The 24,579-nt window shown below is 28.8% G+C and carries 22 protein-coding genes and 1 pseudogene; 13 read left to right on the plus strand and 10 right to left on the minus strand.

Translation table 11 applies throughout. From position 1 onward, the window contains the following. Together CRV03_RS14275 and CRV03_RS13665 are read right to left on the minus strand one after the other, a co-directional pair. Positions 1 to 1,306 (minus strand): DUF3365 domain-containing protein (locus CRV03_RS14275; RefSeq protein ID WP_129085703.1); only part of this gene is annotated, 1,306 nt, incomplete at its 3' end. Beyond that, on the minus strand, positions 1,307 to 2,347 hold the full coding sequence (locus CRV03_RS13665) for an HD domain-containing phosphohydrolase (protein ID WP_129085704.1): 1,041 nt from the start codon (positions 2,345 to 2,347) through the stop codon (positions 1,307 to 1,309). Positions 2,348 to 2,755: 408 nt separating this feature from the next. Between CRV03_RS13665 and CRV03_RS13670 the strand changes: the two genes are divergently transcribed. Further along, entirely contained in the window at positions 2,756 to 3,511 is a 756-nt protein-coding gene (locus tag CRV03_RS13670; RefSeq protein WP_129085705.1) for an ABC transporter substrate-binding protein, read from the plus strand. Here the strand turns inward: CRV03_RS13670 and CRV03_RS13675 are convergent, their stop codons facing one another. From CRV03_RS13675 to CRV03_RS13690, 4 genes are read right to left on the minus strand one after another with little or no spacing between them, the layout of a single operon-like run. Next, the gene (locus tag CRV03_RS13675; RefSeq protein ID WP_129085706.1) at positions 3,512 to 4,045 is read right to left on the minus strand and encodes a rhomboid family intramembrane serine protease; all 534 of its coding nucleotides are present in this window, start codon (positions 4,043 to 4,045) and stop codon (positions 3,512 to 3,514) included. Next, on the minus strand, positions 4,032 to 4,604 hold the full coding sequence (locus CRV03_RS13680; RefSeq protein WP_129085707.1) for a hypothetical protein: 573 nt from the start codon (positions 4,602 to 4,604) through the stop codon (positions 4,032 to 4,034). The genes CRV03_RS13675 and CRV03_RS13680 overlap by 14 nt, the downstream gene beginning before the upstream one ends. 5 nt (positions 4,605 to 4,609) lie before the next feature. Beyond that, positions 4,610 to 7,027: an endopeptidase La gene (gene lon / locus CRV03_RS13685; protein WP_129085708.1), complete on the minus strand. Its 2,418-nt coding sequence runs from the start codon at positions 7,025 to 7,027 to the stop codon at positions 4,610 to 4,612. Positions 7,028 to 7,059: 32 nt separating this feature from the next. Beyond that, positions 7,060 to 7,731, minus strand: a complete 672-nt coding sequence (locus tag CRV03_RS13690) for an outer membrane protein assembly factor BamD (RefSeq protein ID WP_129085709.1) — start codon at positions 7,729 to 7,731, stop codon at positions 7,060 to 7,062. Between the two features lie 135 nt (positions 7,732 to 7,866). On the opposite strand from CRV03_RS13690, the gene CRV03_RS13695 reads away from it, so the two are divergent. The 5 genes from CRV03_RS13695 to CRV03_RS13715 all read left to right on the plus strand — a co-directional run bounded on the left by CRV03_RS13695 (position 7,867) and on the right by CRV03_RS13715 (position 11,019). Continuing rightward, on the plus strand, positions 7,867 to 8,631 hold the full coding sequence (locus tag CRV03_RS13695) for a pyrroline-5-carboxylate reductase (RefSeq protein ID WP_129085710.1): 765 nt from the start codon (positions 7,867 to 7,869) through the stop codon (positions 8,629 to 8,631). Further along, the gene (locus CRV03_RS13700) at positions 8,612 to 8,911 is read left to right on the plus strand and encodes a prepilin-type N-terminal cleavage/methylation domain-containing protein (RefSeq protein ID WP_164968672.1); all 300 of its coding nucleotides are present in this window, start codon (positions 8,612 to 8,614) and stop codon (positions 8,909 to 8,911) included. Before CRV03_RS13695 ends, CRV03_RS13700 begins: the two co-directional genes overlap by 20 nt. Further along, the gene (locus CRV03_RS13705) at positions 8,895 to 9,254 is read left to right on the plus strand and encodes a hypothetical protein (RefSeq protein WP_129085712.1); all 360 of its coding nucleotides are present in this window, start codon (positions 8,895 to 8,897) and stop codon (positions 9,252 to 9,254) included. Before CRV03_RS13700 ends, CRV03_RS13705 begins: the two co-directional genes overlap by 17 nt. Further along, positions 9,251 to 9,583, plus strand: coding sequence for a hypothetical protein (locus CRV03_RS13710; protein WP_129085713.1), 333 nt, complete (start codon positions 9,251 to 9,253; stop codon positions 9,581 to 9,583). Before CRV03_RS13705 ends, CRV03_RS13710 begins: the two co-directional genes overlap by 4 nt. Positions 9,584 to 9,693: 110 nt before the next feature. Next, positions 9,694 to 11,019, plus strand: a complete 1,326-nt coding sequence (locus CRV03_RS13715; protein WP_129085714.1) for a Na+/H+ antiporter family protein — start codon at positions 9,694 to 9,696, stop codon at positions 11,017 to 11,019. 25 nt (positions 11,020 to 11,044) lie between these two features. On the opposite strand, the gene rdgB is transcribed toward CRV03_RS13715, so the two are convergent. Then, on the minus strand, positions 11,045 to 11,635 hold the full coding sequence (rdgB, locus tag CRV03_RS13720) for an RdgB/HAM1 family non-canonical purine NTP pyrophosphatase (protein ID WP_129085715.1): 591 nt from the start codon (positions 11,633 to 11,635) through the stop codon (positions 11,045 to 11,047). Positions 11,636 to 11,710: 75 nt separating this feature from the next. Between rdgB and CRV03_RS13725 the strand changes: the two genes are divergently transcribed. From CRV03_RS13725 to CRV03_RS13735, 3 genes are read left to right on the plus strand one after another with little or no spacing between them, the layout of a single operon-like run. Continuing rightward, positions 11,711 to 13,024 carry an MFS transporter gene (locus tag CRV03_RS13725; RefSeq protein ID WP_129085716.1) on the plus strand — a complete coding sequence of 438 codons (1,314 nt, stop codon included), beginning with the start codon at positions 11,711 to 11,713 and terminating at the stop codon, positions 13,022 to 13,024. A gap of 25 nt (positions 13,025 to 13,049) precedes the next feature. Beyond that, on the plus strand, positions 13,050 to 13,697 hold the full coding sequence (locus CRV03_RS13730; RefSeq protein WP_129085717.1) for a transglutaminase-like cysteine peptidase: 648 nt from the start codon (positions 13,050 to 13,052) through the stop codon (positions 13,695 to 13,697). 10 nt (positions 13,698 to 13,707) lie between these two features. Then, entirely contained in the window at positions 13,708 to 15,930 is a 2,223-nt protein-coding gene (locus CRV03_RS13735; RefSeq protein WP_129085718.1) for an EAL domain-containing protein, read from the plus strand. 16 nt (positions 15,931 to 15,946) lie between these two features. Here CRV03_RS13735 and CRV03_RS13740 read toward each other — a convergent pair whose 3' ends face one another. Then, on the minus strand, positions 15,947 to 16,261 hold the full coding sequence (locus tag CRV03_RS13740) for a hypothetical protein (RefSeq protein WP_129085719.1): 315 nt from the start codon (positions 16,259 to 16,261) through the stop codon (positions 15,947 to 15,949). 356 nt (positions 16,262 to 16,617) lie between these two features. Here CRV03_RS13740 and CRV03_RS13745 point away from each other — a divergent pair, with 356 nt between their 5' ends. The 4 genes from CRV03_RS13745 (at position 16,618) to CRV03_RS13760 (ending at position 23,512) form a co-directional block, all read left to right on the plus strand. Then, positions 16,618 to 19,707: an efflux RND transporter permease subunit gene (locus tag CRV03_RS13745; RefSeq protein ID WP_129085720.1), complete on the plus strand. Its 3,090-nt coding sequence runs from the start codon at positions 16,618 to 16,620 to the stop codon at positions 19,705 to 19,707. Positions 19,708 to 19,771: 64 nt separating this feature from the next. After that, positions 19,772 to 20,482 carry a hypothetical protein gene (locus tag CRV03_RS13750; protein WP_129085721.1) on the plus strand — a complete coding sequence of 237 codons (711 nt, stop codon included), beginning with the start codon at positions 19,772 to 19,774 and terminating at the stop codon, positions 20,480 to 20,482. 59 nt (positions 20,483 to 20,541) lie between these two features. Continuing rightward, positions 20,542 to 21,309, plus strand: a complete 768-nt coding sequence (locus CRV03_RS13755; protein ID WP_129085722.1) for a TSUP family transporter — start codon at positions 20,542 to 20,544, stop codon at positions 21,307 to 21,309. Positions 21,310 to 21,418: 109 nt separating this feature from the next. Further along, on the plus strand, positions 21,419 to 23,512 hold the full coding sequence (locus CRV03_RS13760) for an autotransporter outer membrane beta-barrel domain-containing protein (RefSeq protein ID WP_164968673.1): 2,094 nt from the start codon (positions 21,419 to 21,421) through the stop codon (positions 23,510 to 23,512). 24 nt (positions 23,513 to 23,536) lie between these two features. Here the strand turns inward: CRV03_RS13760 and CRV03_RS13765 are convergent, their stop codons facing one another. Both CRV03_RS13765 and glyA read right to left on the minus strand, forming a co-directional pair. Then, complete coding sequence (locus CRV03_RS13765; RefSeq protein WP_129085724.1) at positions 23,537 to 24,388, minus strand: methylated-DNA--[protein]-cysteine S-methyltransferase; 852 nt, start codon at positions 24,386 to 24,388, stop codon at positions 23,537 to 23,539. A 57-nt stretch (positions 24,389 to 24,445) separates the two neighbouring features. Further along, positions 24,446 to 24,579, minus strand: a pseudogene (glyA, locus tag CRV03_RS13770) (serine hydroxymethyltransferase); the annotation flags it as partial.

Consider the following 24,579-nt stretch of genomic DNA (forward strand, 5'->3'; position numbering starts at 1 on the left):
TTTGAATAATTTGTGCTTGTTTTTTATTATCACTTTTTAATTCACTTGAATTACTAAGAATATCAGAGAAACCAATTATTGCATTTAGTGGTGTTCTTATTTCATGACTCATATTTGCCAAGAACGTCGACTTCGCCTCATCCGCCTTTTGCGCTTTTTGTTGGGCATGAACAATATCCGTAACATCTAATCTTATAGCTAAGAACTCCTCTATTTCATCATTGTAGTTTAAAATAGGCACAATAGTAGAAGCTACATGATATGCACTGCCATCTTTTGCTTTGTTTTTAATTTGACCTTTCCAAATCTTTTTAGCGCAGATTGTTTTCCATAAATCTTCAAAGATTTCACTTGGCATATCTTCATGTCTTACGATATTGTGACTTTTTCCAATAAGCTCTTCTTCTTTGTATTGAGAAACTTTTATAAATTCATCATTTACATAAGTAATAATGCCCCTTTTATCAGTTTTAGAAACAATAGCACTAGAGTCAACAGCTTTTTTATATTGGTTTAGTAGTTTAACTGTATTTTGTAGAGTTTGTGTTCTATCTTCTACCTTTTCTTCAAGTTTTCTTCTAGCATTTTTATGTTCTTTTTGTCTCTCAATTGAGATAACTGTGTAGTGAACTCCCAAGATAAATATAATACCAACTAAAGCAGACATAGTAAGAATAATTTGTTTACTTGTCAGTAAGAAATTGTCTTCAATAGGTATTGAAACTTGAATAACTCCTCTAACGTCACCTAGTTTCCAATTATTTTTTGGAGTGTCAGCTCTTGTATTGTGACATGAAACACAAGATTGGTCATAAAAAATATCAGCAATTGCTACTTTAAATACTTTTTGACCATTTTCATCTACTGCTTTTTTATAGATATTTGTTGGATTATTTACTAAGTATCGTAAAGACTCTTTTTCAAAATCACTTAAAACTCTATCTTTTCTATTAGGGAAAGGATAGTTACTATACATTTTTATATGCATATCTTTTTTTGTAACAAGCTCACTTAAATCATGAAGAAGTGTTGCTGGTAAAGGAATTACTCCTCTTTTATTATCATGTTCATAGTTTATTTCTATATCACTATTGTTTTTAACTTCTTTTATTACATGAGATGTATAATAGCTTCTAATTTTTTTTAAATTATTTACCATTTCAATAGATTGTTTTGTCATCTCATCCATTTTATTTTTATTTGAAAACTCTGGTAAAATAAAAACTATAAGATAAATAAGAGTTAAGCCTATTACTAAAATAGGTCCAATATATGGATTAAAAAAAGGACTGAAAATTTTTTTCATTTATTCTCCAAATGAGTTATATATTTCTTTTATTTCTTCTATATTTTCAATAAATAGATTTACAATATTAGGGTCAAAGTGTTTTCCACTCTCTTCTTTTAAAAGATTTAAAGCATCATCAAATGACCAAGCTTTTTTGTAGGGTCTATGAGAAGTTAAAGCATCAAATACATCAACAACAGCTACAATTCTTCCATAAATATGAATTTCATCAGCTTTTAAACCTTTTGGATAGCCACTTCCATCATACTTTTCATGGTGACTTATTGCGATAATAGCTCCTGCTCTTAAGAATTCACTTTGTGAGTCTTTTAATATTTCATAACCAATTTGAGCATGACATTTCATAGTATCAAACTCTTCATTATCTAGTTTTCCTGGTTTTAAAAGAATCTTATCTTCAATTCCAATTTTTCCAAGGTCATGAAATGGAGCTGCATAAAAAATGATTTCTTGCTCTTTTTCATCTAAGCCACAGGCTTTTGCTATAAGTTTTGAGTAGTGGGCAACTCTAGCAACATGTGATGCTGTTTCTGGGTCTTTATATTCTGCTGTTTTTCCTAAGATATATAGGGTTTCATGTTCTCTATCTATAAGGTTTTCTGTAGCTTTTTTTACTTCTTCTTCTAAAAGTTTGGCTCTATCTTCTATTAATAAAGTATTTTGATAGTTAGTTAAAAGGTTTGTAACTCTTGCTTTAAATAAAACAGAGTTTACAGGTTTACTTAAAAAGTCATTTACTCCTGCTTCAAAGGCTTCTTTATGAACTGTCTCATCATCCCCTGCAGCAGTTACCATAACAATAGGAACTTTTTTGTTTTTTCTTCTAAACTCTTTTATAAATTCGATTCCATCAAGGTTTGGCATCATATAGTCAATTACAATTAAATCAACTCTATTTTGAAGTACATGCATTAAAGCTTCAAGTGGTTCTGAAAAACTTTTTACATTTAACTTCATCTCTTCACAAATAGCTTCAATTAAAAATAGGTTATTTTCATTGTCATCTATGGATATAATCTGTAAATCTTCAAAATTCATTGTATGCCTTTTTTAACGTTAAGAGTCATAATATTTTATAGTTATATAACTTAAGATAATATTTTTCTGAAAATATAGTATATCAAAAATGTAACAAAAAAGGAAAAATTGTATTATATAAAACTTACAGCTTTTTATAGTTAAAATTACAAAAAATGAAGGATCTATTATAAAACTTGAACCATGTAGACATTGTAAAAGAGAAATCGAAACAAAAAAAAGACAATGCCCATATTGTGGAACACTAAATCCTACTGTTAAAATGAAAGAGATTGTTATAGGAATTGCTGCTGTTACTATAGTGATGTATGCAGTTAGTTTTTTTATCAATTTAAATTAAGAGATATAATTAAGTTACATTTTCATTACTATTGATATTATTAGTATAATAGTCTTAAGGATGTAACAATGAAACTATTAAATACTTTTAACTTATGTTTTATACTTTTAGTCTCAGCTATTTTTTCAGTAAAAAGTTTAGCCCAAGAAAATAGTATAAAAGTACCTGTAGATGCTTGGCCTCCTTTTAGAATAATCTCAGAAGATAATAAATACCGTGGAATTGATTTTGACTTTTTATCTTTACTATCAAAAGAGTTAGATATAAAAATCGATTATAAAAGATATCCATGGAGTAGAAGTTTAGCTAATATGAAAGCAGGAACTGTTGATTTGATTTCAGGTGTAGCTAAAACTAAAGAGAGAGAAGAGTATATTTACTACTCAAAAAAACCCTATTATAAATGCTCAACTGTTTTTTATGTACTTAATGAAGCTGGAAATAGTATAAAAAGCTATAGCGATTTAAAAAATTATCAAATAGGATATGTAACCAACTCTGCATATTTTAAAAAGTTTGATGAAGATAAAACTTTAAATAAGAAAGTGGTTTCTTCGGAACTTGAACTAGTTAGAATGTTAGCATTTAATAGAGTTGATGTGATAATTGGAACAGATTGTCAAGCTGATTATGATATTAGTAGATTAGGTTTTAATCATATTATTTCAAAAGCAGAATATAAACCTGGTAATGAAGTTAATCTTTATATAGGAATATCAAAAAAATCAAATTTGATAAAACAAGTAGATAAAATAGATAAAGCTATTGAAAAGTTATTAGAAGATAAAAAGGTAGAGGAAATATCAAAAAAATATTTCCAATAACTATTTCCTAATAGCTCCTATTAAAAACCCAATTCCAAGTCCAATAAAGTGAGCATACCAAGCAATTGGAAGACCAATAAGTACAGGCGCTACTGAGATAATTAAAACCCAAGTAACTATTGCTTTTCTTTGAAATCTATCTATATAAGCTATATATCCCATAAGTGCACAAATAGCACCAGATGCTCCAACTAAGTTTACAAAATTATCTAAATAGTAAATATATAAAAAGCTAAGAATAGAAGTTGCAAGTCCTGCTATAAAATATGCTATGACAAACTCTTTTTTCCCTCTATACATTTCAATAGCATTTCCAAATTGATATAAAACAAACATATTCATAGCTAAGTGACCAAGTCCTCCATGGGCAAACATAGTTGTAAGAGGTTGCCAATAAAAGTTGCTTTCAACAAAATACATATTAAGACCTAAATATAAACCTCCATAGCTTATATTTGTTTGTACTAGGTACATAAAAATTGTTATTGCAATTGTGATATTAGTAAGTGTGAAATTAGATCTAGTTCTGAACATAGTTTTTATATACCTTTATTGAGCAATCAACTCGTTCTTTGATAGCATTTTTATACATAAATTTAAAATCACTTTGCATAAAAAATATCTCTTTTGAGTTAATTCTAAATGATGTTATTATTGTTCCTGCATTTAAGTTATCTTTGGAACTCTCTATTATTTCATATTTTATCTTTAAATACTTTTGTAAATCTTCTTTAGGGTTTATATTAAGTAAGCTTTTAATATAACTATCTACTTCAGCAAGTTTTATAATATCTTCAATTTTAGAGTTTTCTTCAAGTTTTAAAAAAGAGCCTTCTATTTTATAGTAACCCTTTTCAATTGCTTTATATGATTTTTTTACTAGTTCATGGTTTTTAATAATTACTTTAGTGGGAGTCTCTTTTTGACAAGGTAGTTTTTCTACTTTTGAAATTGTGGTTTCTTCTTTTTCTTGTGGTTCGACAATAAAGGTGTTATATAGAACAATTGTTATTGTAATCATAACAATTGTCGCAAAGGTAAAAAGATTGTTTATAATGATACTATCATTAGGTCTTGTTCTTTTTACCTTCATTTTACTTAGATAAGAGTCTCTTTTAAAACATCTTCTATAGTATCTACTGCTTTGATTTCCATATTCTCTTTTACTTCTAATGGAATATCATCTAAATCCCGTTGGAAGTTCTTTCTTGGAATTAATGCAAGTTTCATTTTTGCTTTATGAGCTGCAATTAGTTTCTCTTTTAACCCACCAATTGGTAAAACCTTACCTGTAAGTGTAAGCTCACCTGTCATAGCAACATCGGATTTAACTTCTTTATTACTTAAAATAGAAGCAATAGTTGTAGCCATTGTTATACCAGCACTTGGTCCATCTTTTGGTGTAGCACCTTCTGGAATGTGTAAGTGGATATCAAATCTTTTATAGATTTCACTTGGGTCTACTTTTGTTTTTTCTTCTATCTCTTTTGCTGTTTTAGGAATTAGATTATCATCTATTTTCAGTTTTTTATTATCAATTAAAAGTTTTACAACAGAGTAAGAAATTCTAGATGATTCTTTCATTACATCACCCATATTTCCAGTAACACTTAAAATACCTTTTCCTCTAAGTCTTACAGCTTCTGTTTTTAAAACATCTCCACCAACAGCAGTCCAAGCTAAACCATTTGTAACTCCAACAGAGTTTTTCTTTTCAGCTGGGTCTATTTCAAAAATAGGGTTTTCTAAAAATTCTGTTAAGTTTTTAGTTGTAATAGAAACTTTCTTAGTCTCTTTATCTTTAAGTAATATCTTAACAGTTTTTCTAAATAGTTTTGCAAATACACGTCTTAGATTTCTAACACCTGCTTCTCTTGTATATTTTGAAATAATTGCTTCAATAGTAGTTTTAGATAATGAAACTTCACTTTTTTTAAGACCATGTTTTTCTAACTCTTGTGGAATTAAATAGTCTTTTGCAATATGATATTTCTCATTTGGAGTATAAGAAGAAATTTCAATAAACTCCATTCTATCTCTTAATGCTGCTGGAATTCTTCTTGCATCATTTGCAGTTGCTACAAAGATACATTGTGATAAATCAATTGCAAAGTTTAAATAAAGGTCTCTAAACTCGTTGTTTTGCTCTGGGTCTAAAACCTCAAGCATAACAGCAGTTGGGTCACCTCTATGATTTGCTCCAAGTTTATCAATTTCATCTAATACAACAACAGGGTTCATAGTTTTAGCATCACAAAGACCTTTTACTATTCTTCCTGGCATTGCTCCAACATAAGTTCTTCTATGTCCTCTTAGTTCATTTACATCTTCCATTCCACCTAATGCTACTCTTACAAGTGGTCTTTGTAAGGCTTGAGAAATAGAGTTTGCAAGTGAAGTTTTACCAACACCTGGAGGTCCTACAAAACAAAGAACAGTTCCCTTTGATTTAAGGTTTTCTATTTTTCTTTTTTCAAGTATCTCTTTTACTGCAAAGTATTCTGAGATTCTTTCTTTTGGTTTTTCTAAAGAGTAATGATCACTATTTAACTGATCTTCAACACTTTGTACAGAGATATCATTGTGAGCATAGTTTCCAAATGGTATTTCTAAAACATTTTCAATATAAGTCTGAAGTAGGGCACTGTCTGGTGAATCTTGGTGCATTCTACTTAATTTATCAATTTGTTTTTTTGTCTCTTTATAACCATCTTTTGGCATATGAGGTTTAAGTTTTTTAAGTTTTTTCTTATAAGCTCTAATTTCTGAATCTTTTTGATTATCAGAACCTAGCTCTTTTTGAATAGCCTTAATTTGCTCTTTTAAGAAGTAGTCTTTGTGAGTTTTTTCAATTTTAGAATTTACTTTTTGAGTAATCTCTTTTTGAATTTTTAAACTCTCAATCTCTTTTTTGATAGTTTCAATAATATTTAAAAGTCTTTGTTCTAAATTTGTTTCAGCAAATAGTTTATATGCTTCATCTTTTTTTACTTTTAAAACAGAAGAGATTAAGTCTGCAATTCTTGTTGCATCACTATTTTCTTCAATTGTTTTTATTAAGTCTGCTGGAAATTTAGAGTTTACAGCTGAAAGTTTTTTAACTTGTTCTCTTAATACATCAATAATAGATTCAATACTCTCTTTAGAATATTTATCATCTTCTAATGTATCAACAAGTGCAAACTCTGAAGTCTCTTCATTAAACTCAGTGATTTTACCCTTTGCTAAACCTTGGAAAAGAACCTTTATTTTACCATCTGGTAAAGATACTTTTCTCATAATATTTCCAATAACTCCTACATCATAGAAGCTATCTTTATCTCTTTTTCCCTCGTGACCTGGTTTACTAACAGCTACGATTACTAGTTTATTATGTTCAATAGAGTGCTCTACTGCTTTTAAGTTCTCTTCACTTCCTAAAAACAATGGAGCAATCATAAATGGATATAAAAATACTTCGTCTTCAACTATTAAAGGTATTTGTTGAGGAAAAGAATCATAATTCTCTAATTCCATATATATTAACTCCTAAAATCTATTAATATTTTTTAAAAAATGTTTTTTTCAAAAGGATATTTGTAAAAAGGTGTCTCTACAGGTTCAATCTCATTTTCATCAACCCATGACTCTTTTACTTTTTGGTTATAGTACTCAGCCGCTTTTGGCTTATCTATTCTTTTATATAAATCTGCAATCTCTTTATCTAAAGAGGCTTTAGCCATATATAATCTTGCACTCATAGTATTTACTAAAGGCATATATTTAGAGCTTGAAAATAAGTTTCTATACTCTTCAATCTCTTTGATTGTATCTTCGATTAATTGTTGATCTCTTAATTCATTTGAGAAACCTAAAAAGTTAGCTTTAATCTTTAAATATCTAACATAATCAATGTTTCTACTAAGTGCAAATCTTTTAATATATTCATCTAAATAGAAGTTTGCTAATTGATACTCTTCATTGTCAATATGAGCATTTGCTAAGATTAAAAGTGCAGTTGGTATTAAAGGTGAGTTTCTATGTTCACTCTCTAAAGAAGTATATACATCATCTGCTTCTTCTAAGTATCCAGTAGAAATCTGTTTAAGCATGTCATTATACCAATAAAGTGCAGGTTTGTCATACTCTTGCACTCTTTCAGATTTTTGTGAACAAGCTGTTAACACAAAACCTAAACCAATAATTAATACAAAATTCTTGAACTTTAAATTGTTAATCATTTGAGTTATCCTTTTCATAAAGTAAGTATTTTATCTTATGTATCCTTGCGCTTCTCTTACTTTTTATTATTTTATTTTTCTAATATTATAATTAATTCGTTATAATAAATTAAATAATTTTTAAAGGTAGCTAGTATGAAATTAACATTAATAGGAAATGGCTTCATGGCACAAGCACTGGCAAGAGGACTTGTAAATAACTTTGAAGTAGAAATTATTGGAAGAGATGAAAAGAAATTAAATGATATAAAAACTAAGATTCCAAATATAGAAGTAAAGGTTATGAGTGATGCTGAAAACATTACTGATAAGAATATAATCTTTTGTGTAAAACCATATGCATTACAAAGTGTTGCTGCAAGATTAGAAGGGCAAGCAAACATCATTTTCTCAATCTTAGCTGGTACAACAATTGATAGTTTAAAGAAACAAATAAAATCAAAATTTTATATTAGAAGTATGCCAAATGTTGCTGCGTCTGTTTTGGGGTCAACTACAACTATCACAGGAGATAAAGAAGCTAAAAACTTAGCTACAGAACTATTTAATCATATTGGAAAAACTGTATGGGTTAATACTGAAAATCAACTTGATATAGCTACTGCTGTTGCAGGAAGTGGACCAGCATTTTTAAGTTTAATCGCAGAGAGTTTAAGTGATGGTGCAGTAAAAGCAGGACTTGAGAGACAAATTAGTAATGAACTAGTTCAAGGTTTATTATCTGGATATGCAAAACTACTAGAGACTTCTCATCCCGCAATTATTAAAGATTCTGTAATGAGTCCAGGTGGAACAACAGCAGCAGGAATGGGTAAACTAGAAGAGGGTGCAGTTAGAGACTCTATGATTAAAGCCATTGAAGCAGCTTATGAAAAAGCTTGTGAAATCGGGAAAAAATAGTTTTACCTTACTTGAAACACTAGTAAGTGTTTTTATTTTATCAATTATCATAGTAGGCTTTTCAAAGGCTTCTTTCTATGATAATTTTGATGAAGAGTATATGATATTAAATAAGTTAGAAAATGTGTTTAATATCTCTTCTTATGACTCTTCTTTTTCTACAAAAAATATACAACTTGCAATAACTTTAGATGACATTGAAATTAAAAATATTAGTGTCAAAAAAATAGAGTATAAAGATCAAAACTTAAGGCTTCTAAAATATGAATTGCCAAAATAAAACAGCTTTTTCTCTTTTAGAATTAATCTTTGTAGTTTTTGTTGGTTCCATTGTAATTGTTTATTCAACTATTTATTCTAAAGAGTATTATGAAGCTCAAACATTAAATCAAGAATTAGCAATTATAAAACTAGATTTAGACTCTGCAAAGATAATAGTAGAAAAAAATCTTCCTTCATCAATAGATGATTTAAAGTATAGTGATAATACTTTATATTTAAAAAACAATACTCTTTTAGAAAATGTAAACTATTATTCGTTGAGAAAACTTTCTTCAAATATTTTAGAAATAGAAGTTGAGGTAGATGAAAAGATAAAACAAAAGTGGGTTTTTAAACTATGAAAAAAGCTTTTACACTATTTTCTGTTCTTATTTTAGTTTTTATCTTTTCTATATTGGCTGTTAAAATATATGAAGTAAAAAGTATAAACTCAATAAATATTATAAACAAATATAAATATATTCAAGCAAAAAATCATTTAGCATTTTTAGAAGAGTATATAAAAAGTTTCAGTGATTATAGTTCCTTTGAAAAATTAGCTATAGAAAATGAAAACTACTCTATAAATGCTTATGTAAAAGAAGAAATAAACTTCTATGAAATAGAGTTAGTCGTTAAAGCAAATGACCATGATATAAGAGTTCAAAGAGTAATCACAATACCAAAATAGAAACACTTTAGTACTTTTTTACAAGCTTTTAAGTAAACTTCTTCCTTAAAATTGAAACTTTCTTATAAAAATCATGTAATTTTTATAAAACTTAAAATGAAGGACGAAGTATGAACTCTGTAATAATTGCAGTTAGTTTAATGGTTTTACTATCTTTAGTAAGGGTAAATATTGTTATTGCTTTAATTGTTGGGGCAATAGTTGGTGGTCTAAGTGCTGGTTTAGACATAAATGAAACAATCAAGGCTTTTAATAGTGGATTAGGAAATGGTGCAACAATTGCATTAAGTTATGCGATGCTTGGGACATTTGCTGTTGCTATTTCTAAATCGGGAATTACTGATTTATTATCAAATATGATTATAAAAAAAGTAGGAAAGGGAGAAACTTCTTTTCAATTTCTTTATATCAAATATTTAATGCTTACACTTATTTTATTAGCTGCAATCTCTTCTCAAAATATTGTACCAGTTCATATTGCGTTTATTCCTATTTTAATTCCACCATTATTACATTCAATGGCAAAACTAGAACTTGACAGAAGAGTAGTTGCTTGTGTGATTACTTTTGGTTTAGTTGCAACTTATATGTTTTTACCAGTTGGATTTGGAGGAATTTTCTTAAATGAGATTTTATTAAAAAACCTTGTAGATAATGGAGTAGAAGCTATTTCAGGACAATTGCCAATTGCTATGGCAGTACCTGTATTTGGAATGTTTTTAGGTCTTTTAGTTGCGATATTTTTTACTTATAAAAAGAAAAGAAAGTATGATATTAGCAAAATCTTAGAGATTGAATCTGAATCAAAAGAGATAAACTATTTTCATGTAGCAATTGCTTTAATATCTGTTGTAACTGCTTTAGGGCTTCAACTTTATACAAACTCAATTATTTTAGGTTCTTTAGCAGGTTTCATTATCTTTATTGTTGCAGGTGTTATTAAAGCTGACCAAACTCAGGACTTCTTTACAAAAGGTCTTAAAATGATGGGAATGATTGGTTTTATTATGATTGCTGCAAATGGTTTTGCAAGTGTAATTAACTCAACAGGTGGAGTTGAAAGTTTAGTATCTTCTGTTGTTGATATTATTGGAGATAATAAATCTTTAGCAGTTCTTTTAATGCTTATTGTTGGACTGTTTATTACAATGGGAATTGGTTCATCTTTCTCAACTATTCCAATTATTGCAACTATTTATGCTCCATTATGTTTACAGTTAGATTTCTCTGTAATGGCAACAATTACTATTATTGGTACAGCTGCTGCTTTAGGTGATGCAGGAAGTCCAGCTTCAGATAGTACACTTGGGCCTACATCAGGACTAAATGTTGATGGTCAACACGACCATATTTGGGACTCAGTTGTTCCAACATTCTTACACTACAATATTCCATTAATTATTTTTGGATGGGTTGCAGCTGTATACATTTTCTAATATAAAAGTAGGGTAATACCTACTTTTATAAAATCACATCTAAAACTTTTTTTGCTAAGTTTAAAGCTTTTGTTCTGTGTGAAAAATCTTTTTTAGCTTCATATCCTAGTTCTCCTAAAGTCTTATCAAAACCAGTTGGAATAAACATTGGATCATATCCAAAACCACCACTTCCCAGCTCTTTATTTATAACTTCACCATGCATCCAACCATGTACTGTGTATGGATAACCTTTATATATAATTGCTATACAAGCTGTATAATAAGCAGGTGTTTTTTCTAAATTTTTTTCATTTAATTTTGAAATTAATTTTGCATTGTTTTCTTTATCATTTGCATTAACTCCTGCATATCTTGCAGAGTAAATACCTGGTTCATTATTTATAGCAGGAACTGTAATTCCACTATCATCTGAGATTACAATTGCTTCTTCATCACCAATCTTTTCATAAATTTCTTGAGCTTTTTTTAAAGCATTGCCTTGAAAAGTATCCTTATCTTCAACAACCTCATAATCACCAATAATCTCTTTAAAAGTAATCACTTCTTCATTTGGAAGTAGTTTTTTAAACTCTTCAATCTTACCTTTATTTCCCGTAGCTAAAATAATTCTCATAACTTTCCTTTTAATATCTTATTAATTTTATTGATATATAATCTCTGTTTATTTTAAATACATATGGGATTATATATGATTAAATCTATTTTACCTCTTAGTCTGATTATCGCACTTAGGTTCTTCGGGCTTTTTATTGTTCTACCTGTTTTATCAGTTTATGCTATAAATCTTTATGGAGCTACAACGACTTTAGTTGGAATTGTTATTGGTGGGTATGCTTTAACTCAAATGATATTCCAAGTTCCTTTTGGAGTAATGAGTGATAAGCTAGGAAGAAAAGGTACTATTATTACAGGACTTTTATTATTTGCAATTGGTTCAATCTTTTGTGCAATTGCAAATGATATTTTAATGTTAATGGTAGGAAGATTCTTACAAGGTGCTGGTGCAATTGGTGCAGTTGTAACAGCTATGATTAGTGACTTAGTAAAAGAAGAACAAAGACCAAAAGCAATGGCTACAATGGGTATGTTCATTGGAATGAGTTTTGCAGCTTCTATGTTACTTGGACCTACAATCTCTTCATTTGCAGGTGTACCAACACTATTTTATCTAACAGCTGTAATTGCTCTTGTTTCAATTGTTATTTTAGTAAAGATGGTTCCAAACCCTCCAAAAATAACTCATACGTATAGAAAAAAAGCAATAGTTGGTGATGTTTTATTAAATCAAAATTTAATCAAAATGAACATAACAAACTTTTTACAAAAAGGTTTAATGACTTTTGCATTTATGATTATTCCAATGGTTTTAATAAACAATTATGAATGGCAAATGAGTGACCTATGGAAAGTATATTTACCAGCTATGATTTTTGGTTTCCTTGCTATGGCACCTGCTGCTATAATTGCAGAAAAAAAAGGTAAATTTAAAGAGATACTTGCAATAGGAATTATTTTCTTTGCAGTTTCATATTTACTAATTGGATTAAGCTCTGGAACTGTTCTTTTTATAGTTGGTGTAGTTATATTCTTTATTGGATTTAATATGCATGAACCAATCATGCAATCACTAGCAACTAAATTTGCAAAGGTACATCAAAGAGGTTTAGTACTTGGTATTTTTAACTCTTTTGGATATTTAGGAACTTTCTTAGGTGGTGTTTTAGGTGGTATCTTCTTTGAGGATGTTGGCTTAACTACTATTGTATACACTATTGCGGTTGTTTGTATTTTATGGATTGTTTTAATTTTAACTATGCCAAACCCAGCAAAGAAAAAGTTAATGTATATAGAATTAAATAATGATTACAGAAATAATACACATAAATTAGATACAATATCAGAAGTTGATGAGTGGTACATTAATGATACTGAAAATGTATTAATTGTAAAATATGATAATGAAAAAATAGACGAAGATTCAATTTTAAATAAAATCAAATAGTCTTAACTTCAAAAAAGGAGAGATAGTGAAAAGTAAATACTTGTTAATTATTTTTGCTCTCTCTTTTTTTATCTCTGTTATAACAGCAGAAAACTTATTTAATATCTCCTCAAAAAAACTTGATGCAATAACTAAAAAATACGGAAACAAAGCTGCAAAACGTGTGCAACTTTGGGATAAAGTTATTGAAAAAGCAAAAAATGAGGATATTCTATATCAACTAAAATATGTAAATGATTTTTTTAATAAAGTAAAATATAAAAGGGATAGTGCCCATTGGAAAAAGAATGATTATTGGGCTTCACCTTTTGAGTTTTTAGGAACTGGAGCAGGGGATTGTGAAGATTATGCAATTGCAAAATATTTTACTTTGCGTCAACTTGGCGTTCCTGATGAAAAACTAAGAATTACTTATGTTAAGTTAAAACAAAGAGGAACAAAATATGAGCAGGCTCATATGGTTTTAACTTATTATCACAAACCTACATCAACACCAATAGTATTAGATAACGTTAATAAAAAACTAAAATTAGCTACTAAAAGACCTGATTTAAGACCTGTATATAGTTTTAATGCTGGTGGTTTATGGCAAGCAAAAAACAAAGGTAGAACTTCAGTAAAAGTTGGAAAAAACAACTTGAAAAACTGGAAATCTATGATGAGTAGAATCTAAAGGAGAATCGATGTCTTTATCAAAACAGTTGTACTTAATTATTATATTTATATTCTTTGTAATATTTACTGGTAATTTTATCATTAGTGTTAAAAACACAAAAGAGTATTTAGAACTTGAATCACAAACAAAAGCACAAGACACGGCTACTTCTTTAGGAATGAGTTTAAGAGCTTTAATTAAAGACAAAAACGACCCTGAGATAGAAACAATAATCAAAGCTATTTCAAATAGAGGTTTTTATAAAGAGATTAGATTAGAAGATAGTGATTTTGTTATTACAGATGAAAAATTATTAAGTACGATAAAAATAGATTATCCTGAAAGTTGGAAAGTTAAAAGAGTAACTGTGCTTACAAAGTATGGAACTATTGAAAAAGTAGAGTTAGATAGTGATATTAACAACAAGTTATTAAAACTTGAAAATGAAGATTTAGATTTAGGCTTTGTAGAAGAAACAGCTAGAAATAAGTATAGATTTATTCCTACAGATGCTTTTAGTAATGGTGGAAAAATAGATTTTAAAGTTCAAGTTCTTGATGGTAAAAAACTACTATTTAAAGATATAAGTTTAAATATTGAGAAAATAATTGTTCAAGAAAAAAGAGATGTAAAATTTGATTATGTTCCTTCTTGGTTTGTAGATATGATTTCTTTTAATTTAGAAGAAAAATCAAGTGAAATCTCAGATGGTTGGAAAAAATCTGCTGTAATTTATGTAAGCCCTAATCCTGGTGAAGCATATGCAAAACTTTATGAACAAGCAAAAGGGTCTATTACTTATGCAATTATTGCCTTTTTAGTTTCTATGTCGATTTTATTTGTATTTGTACAATATATTCTAAGACCTCTTAAAACTATTGAGTCATTAGCTAAGTCAATTGCTCAAGGTAAATTTGAAACAATAGATAAGTTACCTTGGACTACAGAAATAAAACATGTATCAATTGCAATGAATGACATGTCTGTAAAGATTGAGTCTATTATTAGTAAATTAAATAAAAACCTTGAAACTCTTTCAAAGAAACTATCAAAAGATGAGTTAACAGGATTACCTCTAAAGGCTACTTTCGAGACAGATATGAAAGAGATGTTTATTCAAAAAAGCGAGGGTTATATCTTAAAAGTAAAAATCAATTCTCTTGCTTCTTATGCTAAAACTCATACAAATAGTGAGATTAATAATCTTATTAAAGAGTTTGCAAAAACTTTAAAAAGTATTGAGTCTGTAAATAACAAATATGTGAAAGCTACAGCTTATAGATTTTTTGGGTCAGAGTTTATGGTAATTCTGCGAAACTGTAAGTATGAAGGTGCAGTTGAGATTTGTAAGGTATTTAAAGGAAACTTTGAAGTTTTAAGGGAAAAATATAAATTAGAAGAGTTAGCTTATATTGGTGGAACTCCTTTTAATAAGTATGGAACAACACCTGAAATGCTAGAGGCTGCAACAGAAGCCTATGAAAAAGCAAAACTTATTGGACCAAATGAGTTCTTCTTAAGAGATAATAGTGATTTAACAAGAGATATGGAAGAGTGGAGAAATTTAGTATTTGATATTATTGATAATAAAACTTTTGAAGTAGATTATATTAATGATACATATAGTTTAGATAAAGAGAAAAACACTCTTTTAATGCAAGAAGCCTTTACAAGTGCAAAAGACAAAGATGGCAAAAATATACCTATTGGTACTTTTGTTTCTATTGCAGAGAAGTACTCTAAAGTTGTTGATTTTGATAAAGCAGTTATTCAAAAAGTTATAAATCATATCTCAATAAACAATTTAAAAAATGATGTAATGATTAACCTATCACTACAATCTATTTCAGATAATAATTTCTTACTTTGGTTAGATGAGTTAATACTAAAAAACAAAAATCTATCTTCAAAACTTATCTTCTCTGTTACAGCTTATGCTGTTGCAAAAGATGTAGATAACTTCAAAAGATTTTGTAATAGAGTTCATTATTCAGACTCTAAAATTATTGTTAAAAGATTTGAGAGTAAATTTATTCCATTAGATAACTTAAAAGACTTTAATCTAGATTGTATTAGATTAGCTAGAGAGTACACTACAAATATTAATACTGATAGTTCAAAACAAAGCTTTGTTGAATCTATTCAAGAGTTATCAACACTACTTAATATAAAAGTATATTGTGAAAGTGTTCAAAATGACGAGGATTATAAGTGTATTAAGAAGTTAAAACTAAATGGAGCAAGTAGATAGATTCTACTTGCTTTACTTATGCCATATCACAAGAAGTACAAGTATTGTGATATTGAAGTTCATCAATTGAACATACAACACATGGGTCATTTGAATCTACTTTTTTCTTAGTTGTATGATTTGAGTGTCTTGTTGCCCAATAAGATACATTACATGCTGAATCAATTGCAAGTTTATTTGCAATAGGTGTTGTAGCATGTCTATTTTTAGCTACACATCTTCTTACTGTAATAAAAGCATTATCTGCAAGACTATGAAGTGTATTTTCATCAGTAGTTGTTTTTGCTAACTTTATTAATTCTATTTCATCTAATTTATGTAAACTTTTCATAACTGTCAGTCCTTCTTTAGTTAGAATAATTTTAAACCATAATCGGTTACAAAAATTATATTATCAGGAGTTACATATTTTGTACATAAGTAAAAAAATAATTTATATAAGTAATAAAATTAATAAATATAGAGATTATGGCTTTAAAAACTAGTAAAAAATAACTTTGTAATATTAGTAAAAAAATTATGCAGTGTTACTAAATAGCGCAAAAAAAAGAGCATAAAAATAAATAATTTATTATTTTATCATGCTTTCAGAACTTTAAAATGAAACTATGTATTAAAAATAGATAGAATATTAATACTGTATTAATAATTGTAAATTATAATACTTTTTTTTAATAAAGGTAATAGATGTTTGAAAGTTTTTTGAGATTTTTTGTTAATAACTCTAGAATGAACTATACGCTATTTGTATTAGTTTTTTTAGTTGGAATTTGGTCATATAATAATACAGCAAAAGAGATCTTCCCAAGTTTTGAATTAGAAATGGTATCAGTGCAAGGTTCTTATGCCGGAGCTTCAGTTGATATTCTAGATAAAATGGCAGTAACTGAAATAGAAGATAATCTAAAAAATCTTGATAGTGTTGATGTTATGACAACAGTTATTAGCCCTGGTAGCTTTACAATTGTTGTAGAACTGAAAAAAGGCAAAGACAAATATAACGAAGCCAATAAAATAAAAGATATTATAACCTTAGTAAAATCAGACTTACCTTCTGATATGGATGAGCCTTCAGTTAATGTTTTAGATAGAACTAGAACTCTTTTAGATATTTCCCTTACTTCAAAACAATTAAATCTTGACCAGCTTAAACCCCTTGCTAGTGATTTAAAAAGTGATCTTCTTACAATCACAGGAATCAACGATGTAACAATTTATGGTGACTCAGATGAGTATTATGAAGTTTTAATTGATGATAAAAAAGTTGAAGCTTTAGGAATAAATAAAAGTGAACTATTTAATGCAATTTCTACAATTTCGTATATCTTCCCAGTTGGAAAAATAGAAGATAGTAAAAAACACTACTATATCTCAACATATAATGGTGAGAAAAACGCTGCAAACTTTGCAAAGACTCTTATTAGAGTTGGAAATACAAACCTATATTTATCAGATGTTGCAACTATCTCTAAAAAGTATGAAGATGCTTCAACTCTATACTCTTTTAATGGTAAAAATGCACTATCGTTAAAAGTTGAACAAAACGATACGGCTGATGCTCTTAGACTAACTGAAAACATCAAAGGAATGTTACCAGAGTTAAATGCACAAAACCCAAATGTTGATATTATAATTGCAGATGATAACAGTGAGAGAATTAGAGATAGGCTTAATATTGTAGTATCAAATATTTTACTTGGAATTATTCTTATTACTATTTTAGTAATGCTTTTAATCAACTTTAGAATGTCATTTATTATAGCAGTTGGTATTCCAACATCTTTTGTAATAGCAGCTGTTTATATGTATTTATCTGGGTATACCATAAATATGATTTCCCTAGTTGGGGTTTTAATTGCAATTGGTATTGTAGTAGATGATGCTATTGTTGTAAGTGAAAACATTCAGCAACATATAGAAGAGGGTTATCCTCCTAAAGAAGCTGCTGTTATAGGTGCAAAAGAGATGGTGAAACCTGTTACTGTTGCATCTATTACAACACTATTTTCATTTTTACCAATTTTGATGATTAGTGGAACTATGGGAGAAGTAATTAAGCTTATTCCTATTGCTTTATCAGCTTTAGTTGTTGCTTCACTTATTGAGTCATTTATTTTCTTACCTATTCATGCAGCTCACGTACTGAAAAATGGTTCTAAAGTTACATCATGGGAAAAAGCAAATAATATCTATAACTCTATCTTACACTTTTTTATGGATTATAAGAAAAGCTTTTTGACAATATTTGTAATCTTAGTTCCTGTTCTTACTGTTTTAGCTATCTCTTCTTCAAAGTTTCAAATCTTTCCAAAGTTTGATGCTAGTGATGTAAAACTTACTATAAAAGCAAATGAAAATACAAAACTTGAAGATGCCTTTGCAATTGTTCAAAAAATAGAAGAGGATTTAATTGCTAAAGATGATGAACTTTTTATTAGAAGTATTGATTCAGTAGCAGGTTTTAGAAGGGATACAGCAGGAAATACAGAAAGATTTCCTTATGTTATGTATATGACTTTAGAACTTCAAAAAAGAAAAGAAGCTAACTTCTTAGATAAGTATGTAACACCATATTTGAGTTTTTATTATGATGATGAAGGACGAACAAGAACATTAAGTTCAAGGGAAATTGCTAAGAAGTTAAAGAAACATATAATTGATGCAAAGTATAAAGAAAAATTTAATTTAGAAGAAATAGCAGTTGCAGAAAGAAAAGTTGGTCCTGTAAAAGCAGATATTAAAATAGGACTTGTATCAAATGATAACCAAAAGATTATAGCTTCAATTGAGAAGTTAGAAAATGCATTAAAAGAGTTAAATGGTATTAAGTCTGTAGCAAACTCATTGAAGTTTGGTATTGATGAAATAAAATTAAAAGTAAATAACTATGGTCAGCAACTAGGACTTGATGAGGCATATATAGGTTCATATCTTTCAAATATGTATTTACTAAAGAAAAAAGGTGTTACCTTTGATGCAAACTCAATGCTTGATATCAAAATCCAAAGTATAAATAAAGATGATTATGAAGTTTTCAAAACTACGCAAATACCTCTTTCTGATGGAACTTTTGTAGCATTAAATCAAGTTGCAGAATTTAAGATTATCAAAGGCTTTGAACAACTTATTAAAGACAATGCTTTAAAGAACTTCTATGTATATGGACAAGTAGACCCTGATGTTTTAACAGCAGGTGAAGCTATAGAAAAAGTAAAGCCCGTACTAGATGAAATAGAAAAAAGTGGAATTAAACTAGTATTTAAAGGTGAAGAAGAGAAGAAAAAAGATTTAAAGAATGATATGATTTTAGCAAGTGGACTAGCTATTGTATTAATCATGCTTGCAATGCTTTATTTGTTTAACTCTTTTAGGGAAACATTTATTTTAATGTCAATTATTCCTTTCTCTATTCTAGGAGTTTTAATAGGTCACAAAATAATGGGACTAAACCTTTCTATGCCATCTGTTATTGGTATGTTAGGGCTTGCAGGGGTTGTTATTAATGATGGTATTATTATGATGACATATTTAAAGAAAGCTAAGACTTTACACGAAGTATTTATTAGAGCAACAAAAAGATTTAGACCAATTATTCTTACAACAATAACAACTTTAATAGGAATGAGTTCATTAATCTTCTTCCCTACAGGACAAGCTGTTATTTTCCAACCAATTGCCATAGGACTTGGTTTTGGACTTTTATGGGGAACAATTTTAAATCTTATATATCTTCCTGTAATTTATTCAATCTCACACAAACTAAAAAAAGATAGTTAAGACAAGATTTAAGAGAATAAAAATATAATGAACTAAAATATTTTTACTCTCTTAAAGGAAAAAAGTGCAACTTTCACCAGCTTATGAAAAACACATTGAAATAGTAAAAGAGCTTAAAGACCATAGTGACTTTACTAATAGTAGGGCTGAATACAAAGATGATTTTGAAAAGATATATTCTGAAGCAAAAGAAGAGAAAGTGAATCTTTCAAATGCAAAAGATTTTCTAAACTCTCTTAGTGAAGAAGAGTTGTCAACTATTCAACACTATGTTGGCTTAGCAGACCCTATAAAAACTGGTAGCTTGTCAAATGAGGGTGCTTATAATCTACTAGTTCATCACTATGAAAGGTTTGATTTTGACCAAAATGGTTTGGTAGATGTAGGTTTAGCTCAAACAAGAAATATGATTCCTGTAAATATGCCTGAAACTGAAAAAAGAGCTTTAGTTGCCTCTTTAAATGAGATGGAAGAAGGTGAACGATTTAAGGCTATGTTTTTAATAAGTTTACCTGATAGAATAGTTATTGATGACAATGGTGAATTTAAACCTGCATATGATGATACCATTAAAGATTATAATACTATTTTAGAGATGTTTGATAGGATATTAAACCCTGACCCAATGTCATATACTTCTCCTGAATTAAAATCAGTTTTCTCAAAATTTAAAGATCTTTTTGAAAAACATTATGAAGAACAAAAAGAGTTAGAAAACTCTTATCAAGTACAGTCAAACACAAGTACACAAGCTATAAAAGCAAAACTCTCTTAAAAAGTAACATCGATTAATTTAAATAGTGCTATAATTTTTCCTTTTAAGGAAATAGCACTATGGAATTTTTAGACGATATAACTACCACTTGGATTATAATTTTTGTTTTAACAGGTTTTATAGCAGGATATATTGATGCAATTGCAGGTGGTGGTGGAATGATTCAAGTTCCAGTTCTATTATTCTCTGGTATTCCTCCTATTTATGTACTTGCTTGTAATAAAGTAGCTTCTGTATTAGGTGTTTCAACTGCAACAATTAAATACGCACTTAGCAAAAAGATATCATGGAAAGTTGTAGCAGTTGCAATTATTCCTTGTCTTATAGCTTCATATATTGGAAGTTCATTAGTTATGTATGTTCCTGATACTATTATTCAATGGGCTATTTTATTAGCAATTCCTGTAGCACTTTTTTTTATGTTAAAAAAGAGTAAAACAATAAAAGAAGAAAAAACAGAAGTAAATAATAAAAATATCATACTTTCTACTGCTCCAATAGGTTTTTATGATGGACTACTTGGACCTGGAACGGGAACATATCTTACTATCTCTATGAAGAAGTTTTTGCATCTTGATTATTTAGTTTCTACTGCTTCTACAAAACCTTTAAACTTTGCTACAAATGTGGGTTCTGTATTTGCTTTTTTCTTTGCAGGTAAGATTCTTTGGTTAGTAGCAATTCCTATGGGATTGGCAAATGTAGCTGGTTCTTATGTGGGAAGTCACTATGCTATAAAAGGTGGTGAAGAGTTTATTAAAAAAGTACTAATTACAGTACTTATTTTTATGCTTTTAGCAAATGTGATTAAGATAATAGTTTCTTAATCACTCTTCTTATTTTCTTATATATATCTTTTTTCTAAATTTTTTTCATTATAACGCAAGACGTAACGCAAGCATCTTATAATAGTAATAGATGAAAAAAGGATTTAAAATGTTAGGAAAAAAGATAAAACTATCCCTTATAAGTGCTAGTTTACTTTGCAGTAGTCTTAGTGCTGATTTGATTATCAATAATGAAGTAAATAGTCAGCAAACTTTTGATGGAAATTCTGAGAGTGCACTTATCACAGAGAATGGATTTATAAATTTCAATACTAGTGGTAACCATACTGTAATTATAAATGTAGCAAATTACCTTGACTTTTCACATACCTTTAAAAATAGAGGAAAGATTCATACTGTCTCAACTAGTGGCTGGGCAAATGGAGTTAATATGGGAGATAATAATTCAACGGTTAGCAATGAGGGGGAGATAAAAGTTTCGGGAGTCACAATTGCAGCTGGGATTGGTGGTAATAGTTCTGCTACAATCAACAACAGTGGTACCATAGAGGTTTATACCACTTCAGGTAATGCTAAAGGAATGCACCTCTCAAAAAATACTGGCACAATCAACAACAGTGGAACAATAATAGCTAGAAAAAATAAGCAAAGAGACTATAATGCTTACTCTATTTTGATTACTTATGACAATGCTGGAACCATAAACAACGCTGGAACTTTAGATGGAAATATTAATGCTCCTGGACAAACTCTAACAAACAGTGGTAACATAATCCTTCCATACAATGCAAATGGTACGGGTGCTAATGCTGCTTATATAGCAAACTTTACAAACAAAGCAAATGGGGTTTTACAAGTATATTTACAAGCAGGTACTGGTGGAACTATGGAACACTCAAGATTAAATACAATCTCATCTGTTTTTGAAGATGGCTCAACCATAAAAGTAAATGTATTAGGACTAAGTTCTGATATTGAACTTTTAAAAGATCAAACTATGACAAATGTGGTTTATTCTAATACTTCAAATCTTGATATACAAGGTACTTTAAACATCACAGACAACTCTGCACTTTTAGATTTTGAGTATGTTGCTGATGCTGATTCTATTGATTTAAATATTATTGAAGGCTCTACTATTTTAGATTCTGTTTCAGGAAACTCAAACCTAAACTCTATTGCCTCTTTACTTGACAATCTAAATGGAAATATCTCTTCTATGAATAGTCTATTTAGTGCTTTAAATGCTTTACCTACAGACAGTGAAGTTGCTGGTGCTATTGAATCTTTACTTCCTCAGATTGGAACTTCATCTTTTTTAGTTGGTTCATCTGTTAATTCTAACATTCAAGCACTTATCTCTCAAAGGCAAGGTAACTCTTCTGGATTAAACTCAGGGGATATGATTTTAGAAAAAAACAAACGATTATGGCTTAAACCTTTTGCTTCATCATCTAAGCAAGACAACAAAGATGGAATCTCTGGGTTTGATGTGGATTCTTATGGTATTGGTATGGGAAGTGACATTGAGTACAAAGAGAATCACAATTTTGGCTTAGGTCTATTTTATACTAATTCAGATGTAGATGTTAATGGTCTTTCTCAATCTTCAGATTTAGATATCTATACTTTATTAGCTTATGGTTCTAATCCTTTTTTAAATGATTATACTTTTTCATATCAAGGAAGTTACTCTTTACAAAGAACAGATTCAAATAGGCAGATATTTACAGGAGAAAATATAGATGCTTCATATACATCTAAATTAGCTTCACTATATTTAAAACTTGATAGAAGTTTTTCTTTAAATGATACTTGGAGTTTAAAACCAAATGTTTCTTTACTATATAGACATTTCTCTTCTCCTTCATACAAAGAATCAGGTTCAACTAGTGCCAATCTTAAAATGGAAGAGTTTTCCTCTACTGATTTAATTCCATCAATAGGTTTAGACTCTACATATACTATTGATGATAGTTCTTATTTCTCTATTGGAACATCTTTAGGGTATAACTTACATGATAATGACAATTCTATCTCTGCTTCTTTTGTAAATGCTCCTAATGCTGGTTCTTTTACTTCTAAAGGAATTGACAATGGTAACTTCAATTATGATGTCTCTTTATCTTATCAAAAAGAGTATTCTGATTCTAAAAGTTTTGATGTAACTTTATCTCACAATGGTGTTGGTTCATCTTTTTCTAACAATGCTATTCATGCTAATTTTATTTTTGAGTTTTAGGGAAGGTTTTTTGTAGTCTTTATATTAGCTTTCATTTTTGTTTTTTAAAGCCTCATAGGCTACAAGAATTTTCTTTCTTTCTATTCCCCATCTATATCCAGTCATAGCACCAGATTTTCCTAAAACCCTATGACATGGGATTAAAAAACCAATAGGATTTGAACCAATAGCACTAGCAACTGCTCTTACAGCTTTTGGTTTATCAAGATACTTTGCTACATCAGAGTATGTGGCAATAGAACCATCAGGAATATTTATTAAAGCTTTCCAAACATTGATTTGAAAGTTTGTTCCTTTTACATAAAGGTTAAACTTTTTATCTTTTTCTATGAAAATACTATTTAAAACTTCATCTGCTTTTTTATTATCTTCTTTTAAATCTGCTTTTGCCCAAACCTCTTTAAATCTTGTATAAACTGACTCTTTTGAAGCTTCATCATAAAAACCTAAATAGCAAATACCTCTTTTTGTAATTGCAACTATTGCATTTCCAAAAGGAGTGTTTCCAAAACCATAGGTTATCTCTACATTTTCACCTAGACTTTTGTATTCTTTAGGCGTTACACCAATAATATTTACAAATAAATCATGTAGTCTACTAGAACTAGATAGCCCAATATCTAAGGCACTGTCTAAAATAGATTTTGATTCTTTTAAATGCTCTTTTGCATAGTTTAAAGTTACAGATTGTAGAAATTGTATGGGAGTTACCCCAACATACTCTTTGAATACTCTTATAAGATGGTATTTACTCATCCCAATATATTTTGCAATTGTGTCTATTGAAGGTTGGTCTTTGAAGTTTTCATCAATATATTTTATTACTTCTTCGATTTTTTTATAATTTTCATTTTTCTCTAAAAGTTTGTCTTCCATAAAATACCTTGATGTTGTATGTTAAAGTGGTATTATACCACTTTAACACTCAAAATATTAATAAGTCGATTGATTGTAGATAACAAAGTTGTTAGCTAAATCTTTAAGCTCACCCTTGATTTGTTCTTGTAAATCAGTATTATTAATATCATCTAAAATATCAGCAATCTTATTAGCAATGAATTCAAACT

The sequence above is a fragment of the Arcobacter sp. F155 genome, from assembly GCF_004116455.1.
GTDB lineage: Bacteria > Campylobacterota > Campylobacteria > Campylobacterales > Arcobacteraceae > Halarcobacter.

What these genes read in the sequence shown, in the direction of transcription:
- CRV03_RS13665 (WP_129085704.1), bottom strand. Translation starts at nt 2,347, where the DNA reads ATGAATTTTGAAGATTTACAGATTATATCCATAGATGACAATGAAAAT.
- CRV03_RS13670 (WP_129085705.1), top strand. Translation starts at nt 2,756, where the DNA reads ATGAAACTATTAAATACTTTTAACTTATGTTTTATACTTTTAGTCTCA.
- CRV03_RS13675 (WP_129085706.1), bottom strand. Translation starts at nt 4,045, where the DNA reads ATGTTCAGAACTAGATCTAATTTCACACTTACTAATATCACAATTGCA.
- CRV03_RS13680 (WP_129085707.1), bottom strand. Translation starts at nt 4,604, where the DNA reads ATGAAGGTAAAAAGAACAAGACCTAATGATAGTATCATTATAAACAAT.
- lon (WP_129085708.1), bottom strand. Translation starts at nt 7,027, where the DNA reads ATGGAATTAGAGAATTATGATTCTTTTCCTCAACAAATACCTTTAATA.
- CRV03_RS13690 (WP_129085709.1), bottom strand. Translation starts at nt 7,731, where the DNA reads ATGATTAACAATTTAAAGTTCAAGAATTTTGTATTAATTATTGGTTTA.
- CRV03_RS13695 (WP_129085710.1), top strand. Translation starts at nt 7,867, where the DNA reads ATGAAATTAACATTAATAGGAAATGGCTTCATGGCACAAGCACTGGCA.
- CRV03_RS13705 (WP_129085712.1), top strand. Translation starts at nt 8,895, where the DNA reads ATGAATTGCCAAAATAAAACAGCTTTTTCTCTTTTAGAATTAATCTTT.
- CRV03_RS13710 (WP_129085713.1), top strand. Translation starts at nt 9,251, where the DNA reads ATGAAAAAAGCTTTTACACTATTTTCTGTTCTTATTTTAGTTTTTATC.
- CRV03_RS13715 (WP_129085714.1), top strand. Translation starts at nt 9,694, where the DNA reads ATGAACTCTGTAATAATTGCAGTTAGTTTAATGGTTTTACTATCTTTA.
- rdgB (WP_129085715.1), bottom strand. Translation starts at nt 11,635, where the DNA reads ATGAGAATTATTTTAGCTACGGGAAATAAAGGTAAGATTGAAGAGTTT.
- CRV03_RS13725 (WP_129085716.1), top strand. Translation starts at nt 11,711, where the DNA reads ATGATTAAATCTATTTTACCTCTTAGTCTGATTATCGCACTTAGGTTC.
- CRV03_RS13735 (WP_129085718.1), top strand. Translation starts at nt 13,708, where the DNA reads ATGTCTTTATCAAAACAGTTGTACTTAATTATTATATTTATATTCTTT.
- CRV03_RS13740 (WP_129085719.1), bottom strand. Translation starts at nt 16,261, where the DNA reads ATGAAAAGTTTACATAAATTAGATGAAATAGAATTAATAAAGTTAGCA.
- CRV03_RS13745 (WP_129085720.1), top strand. Translation starts at nt 16,618, where the DNA reads ATGTTTGAAAGTTTTTTGAGATTTTTTGTTAATAACTCTAGAATGAAC.
- CRV03_RS13755 (WP_129085722.1), top strand. Translation starts at nt 20,542, where the DNA reads ATGGAATTTTTAGACGATATAACTACCACTTGGATTATAATTTTTGTT.
- CRV03_RS13760 (WP_164968673.1), top strand. Translation starts at nt 21,419, where the DNA reads ATGTTAGGAAAAAAGATAAAACTATCCCTTATAAGTGCTAGTTTACTT.
- CRV03_RS13765 (WP_129085724.1), bottom strand. Translation starts at nt 24,388, where the DNA reads ATGGAAGACAAACTTTTAGAGAAAAATGAAAATTATAAAAAAATCGAA.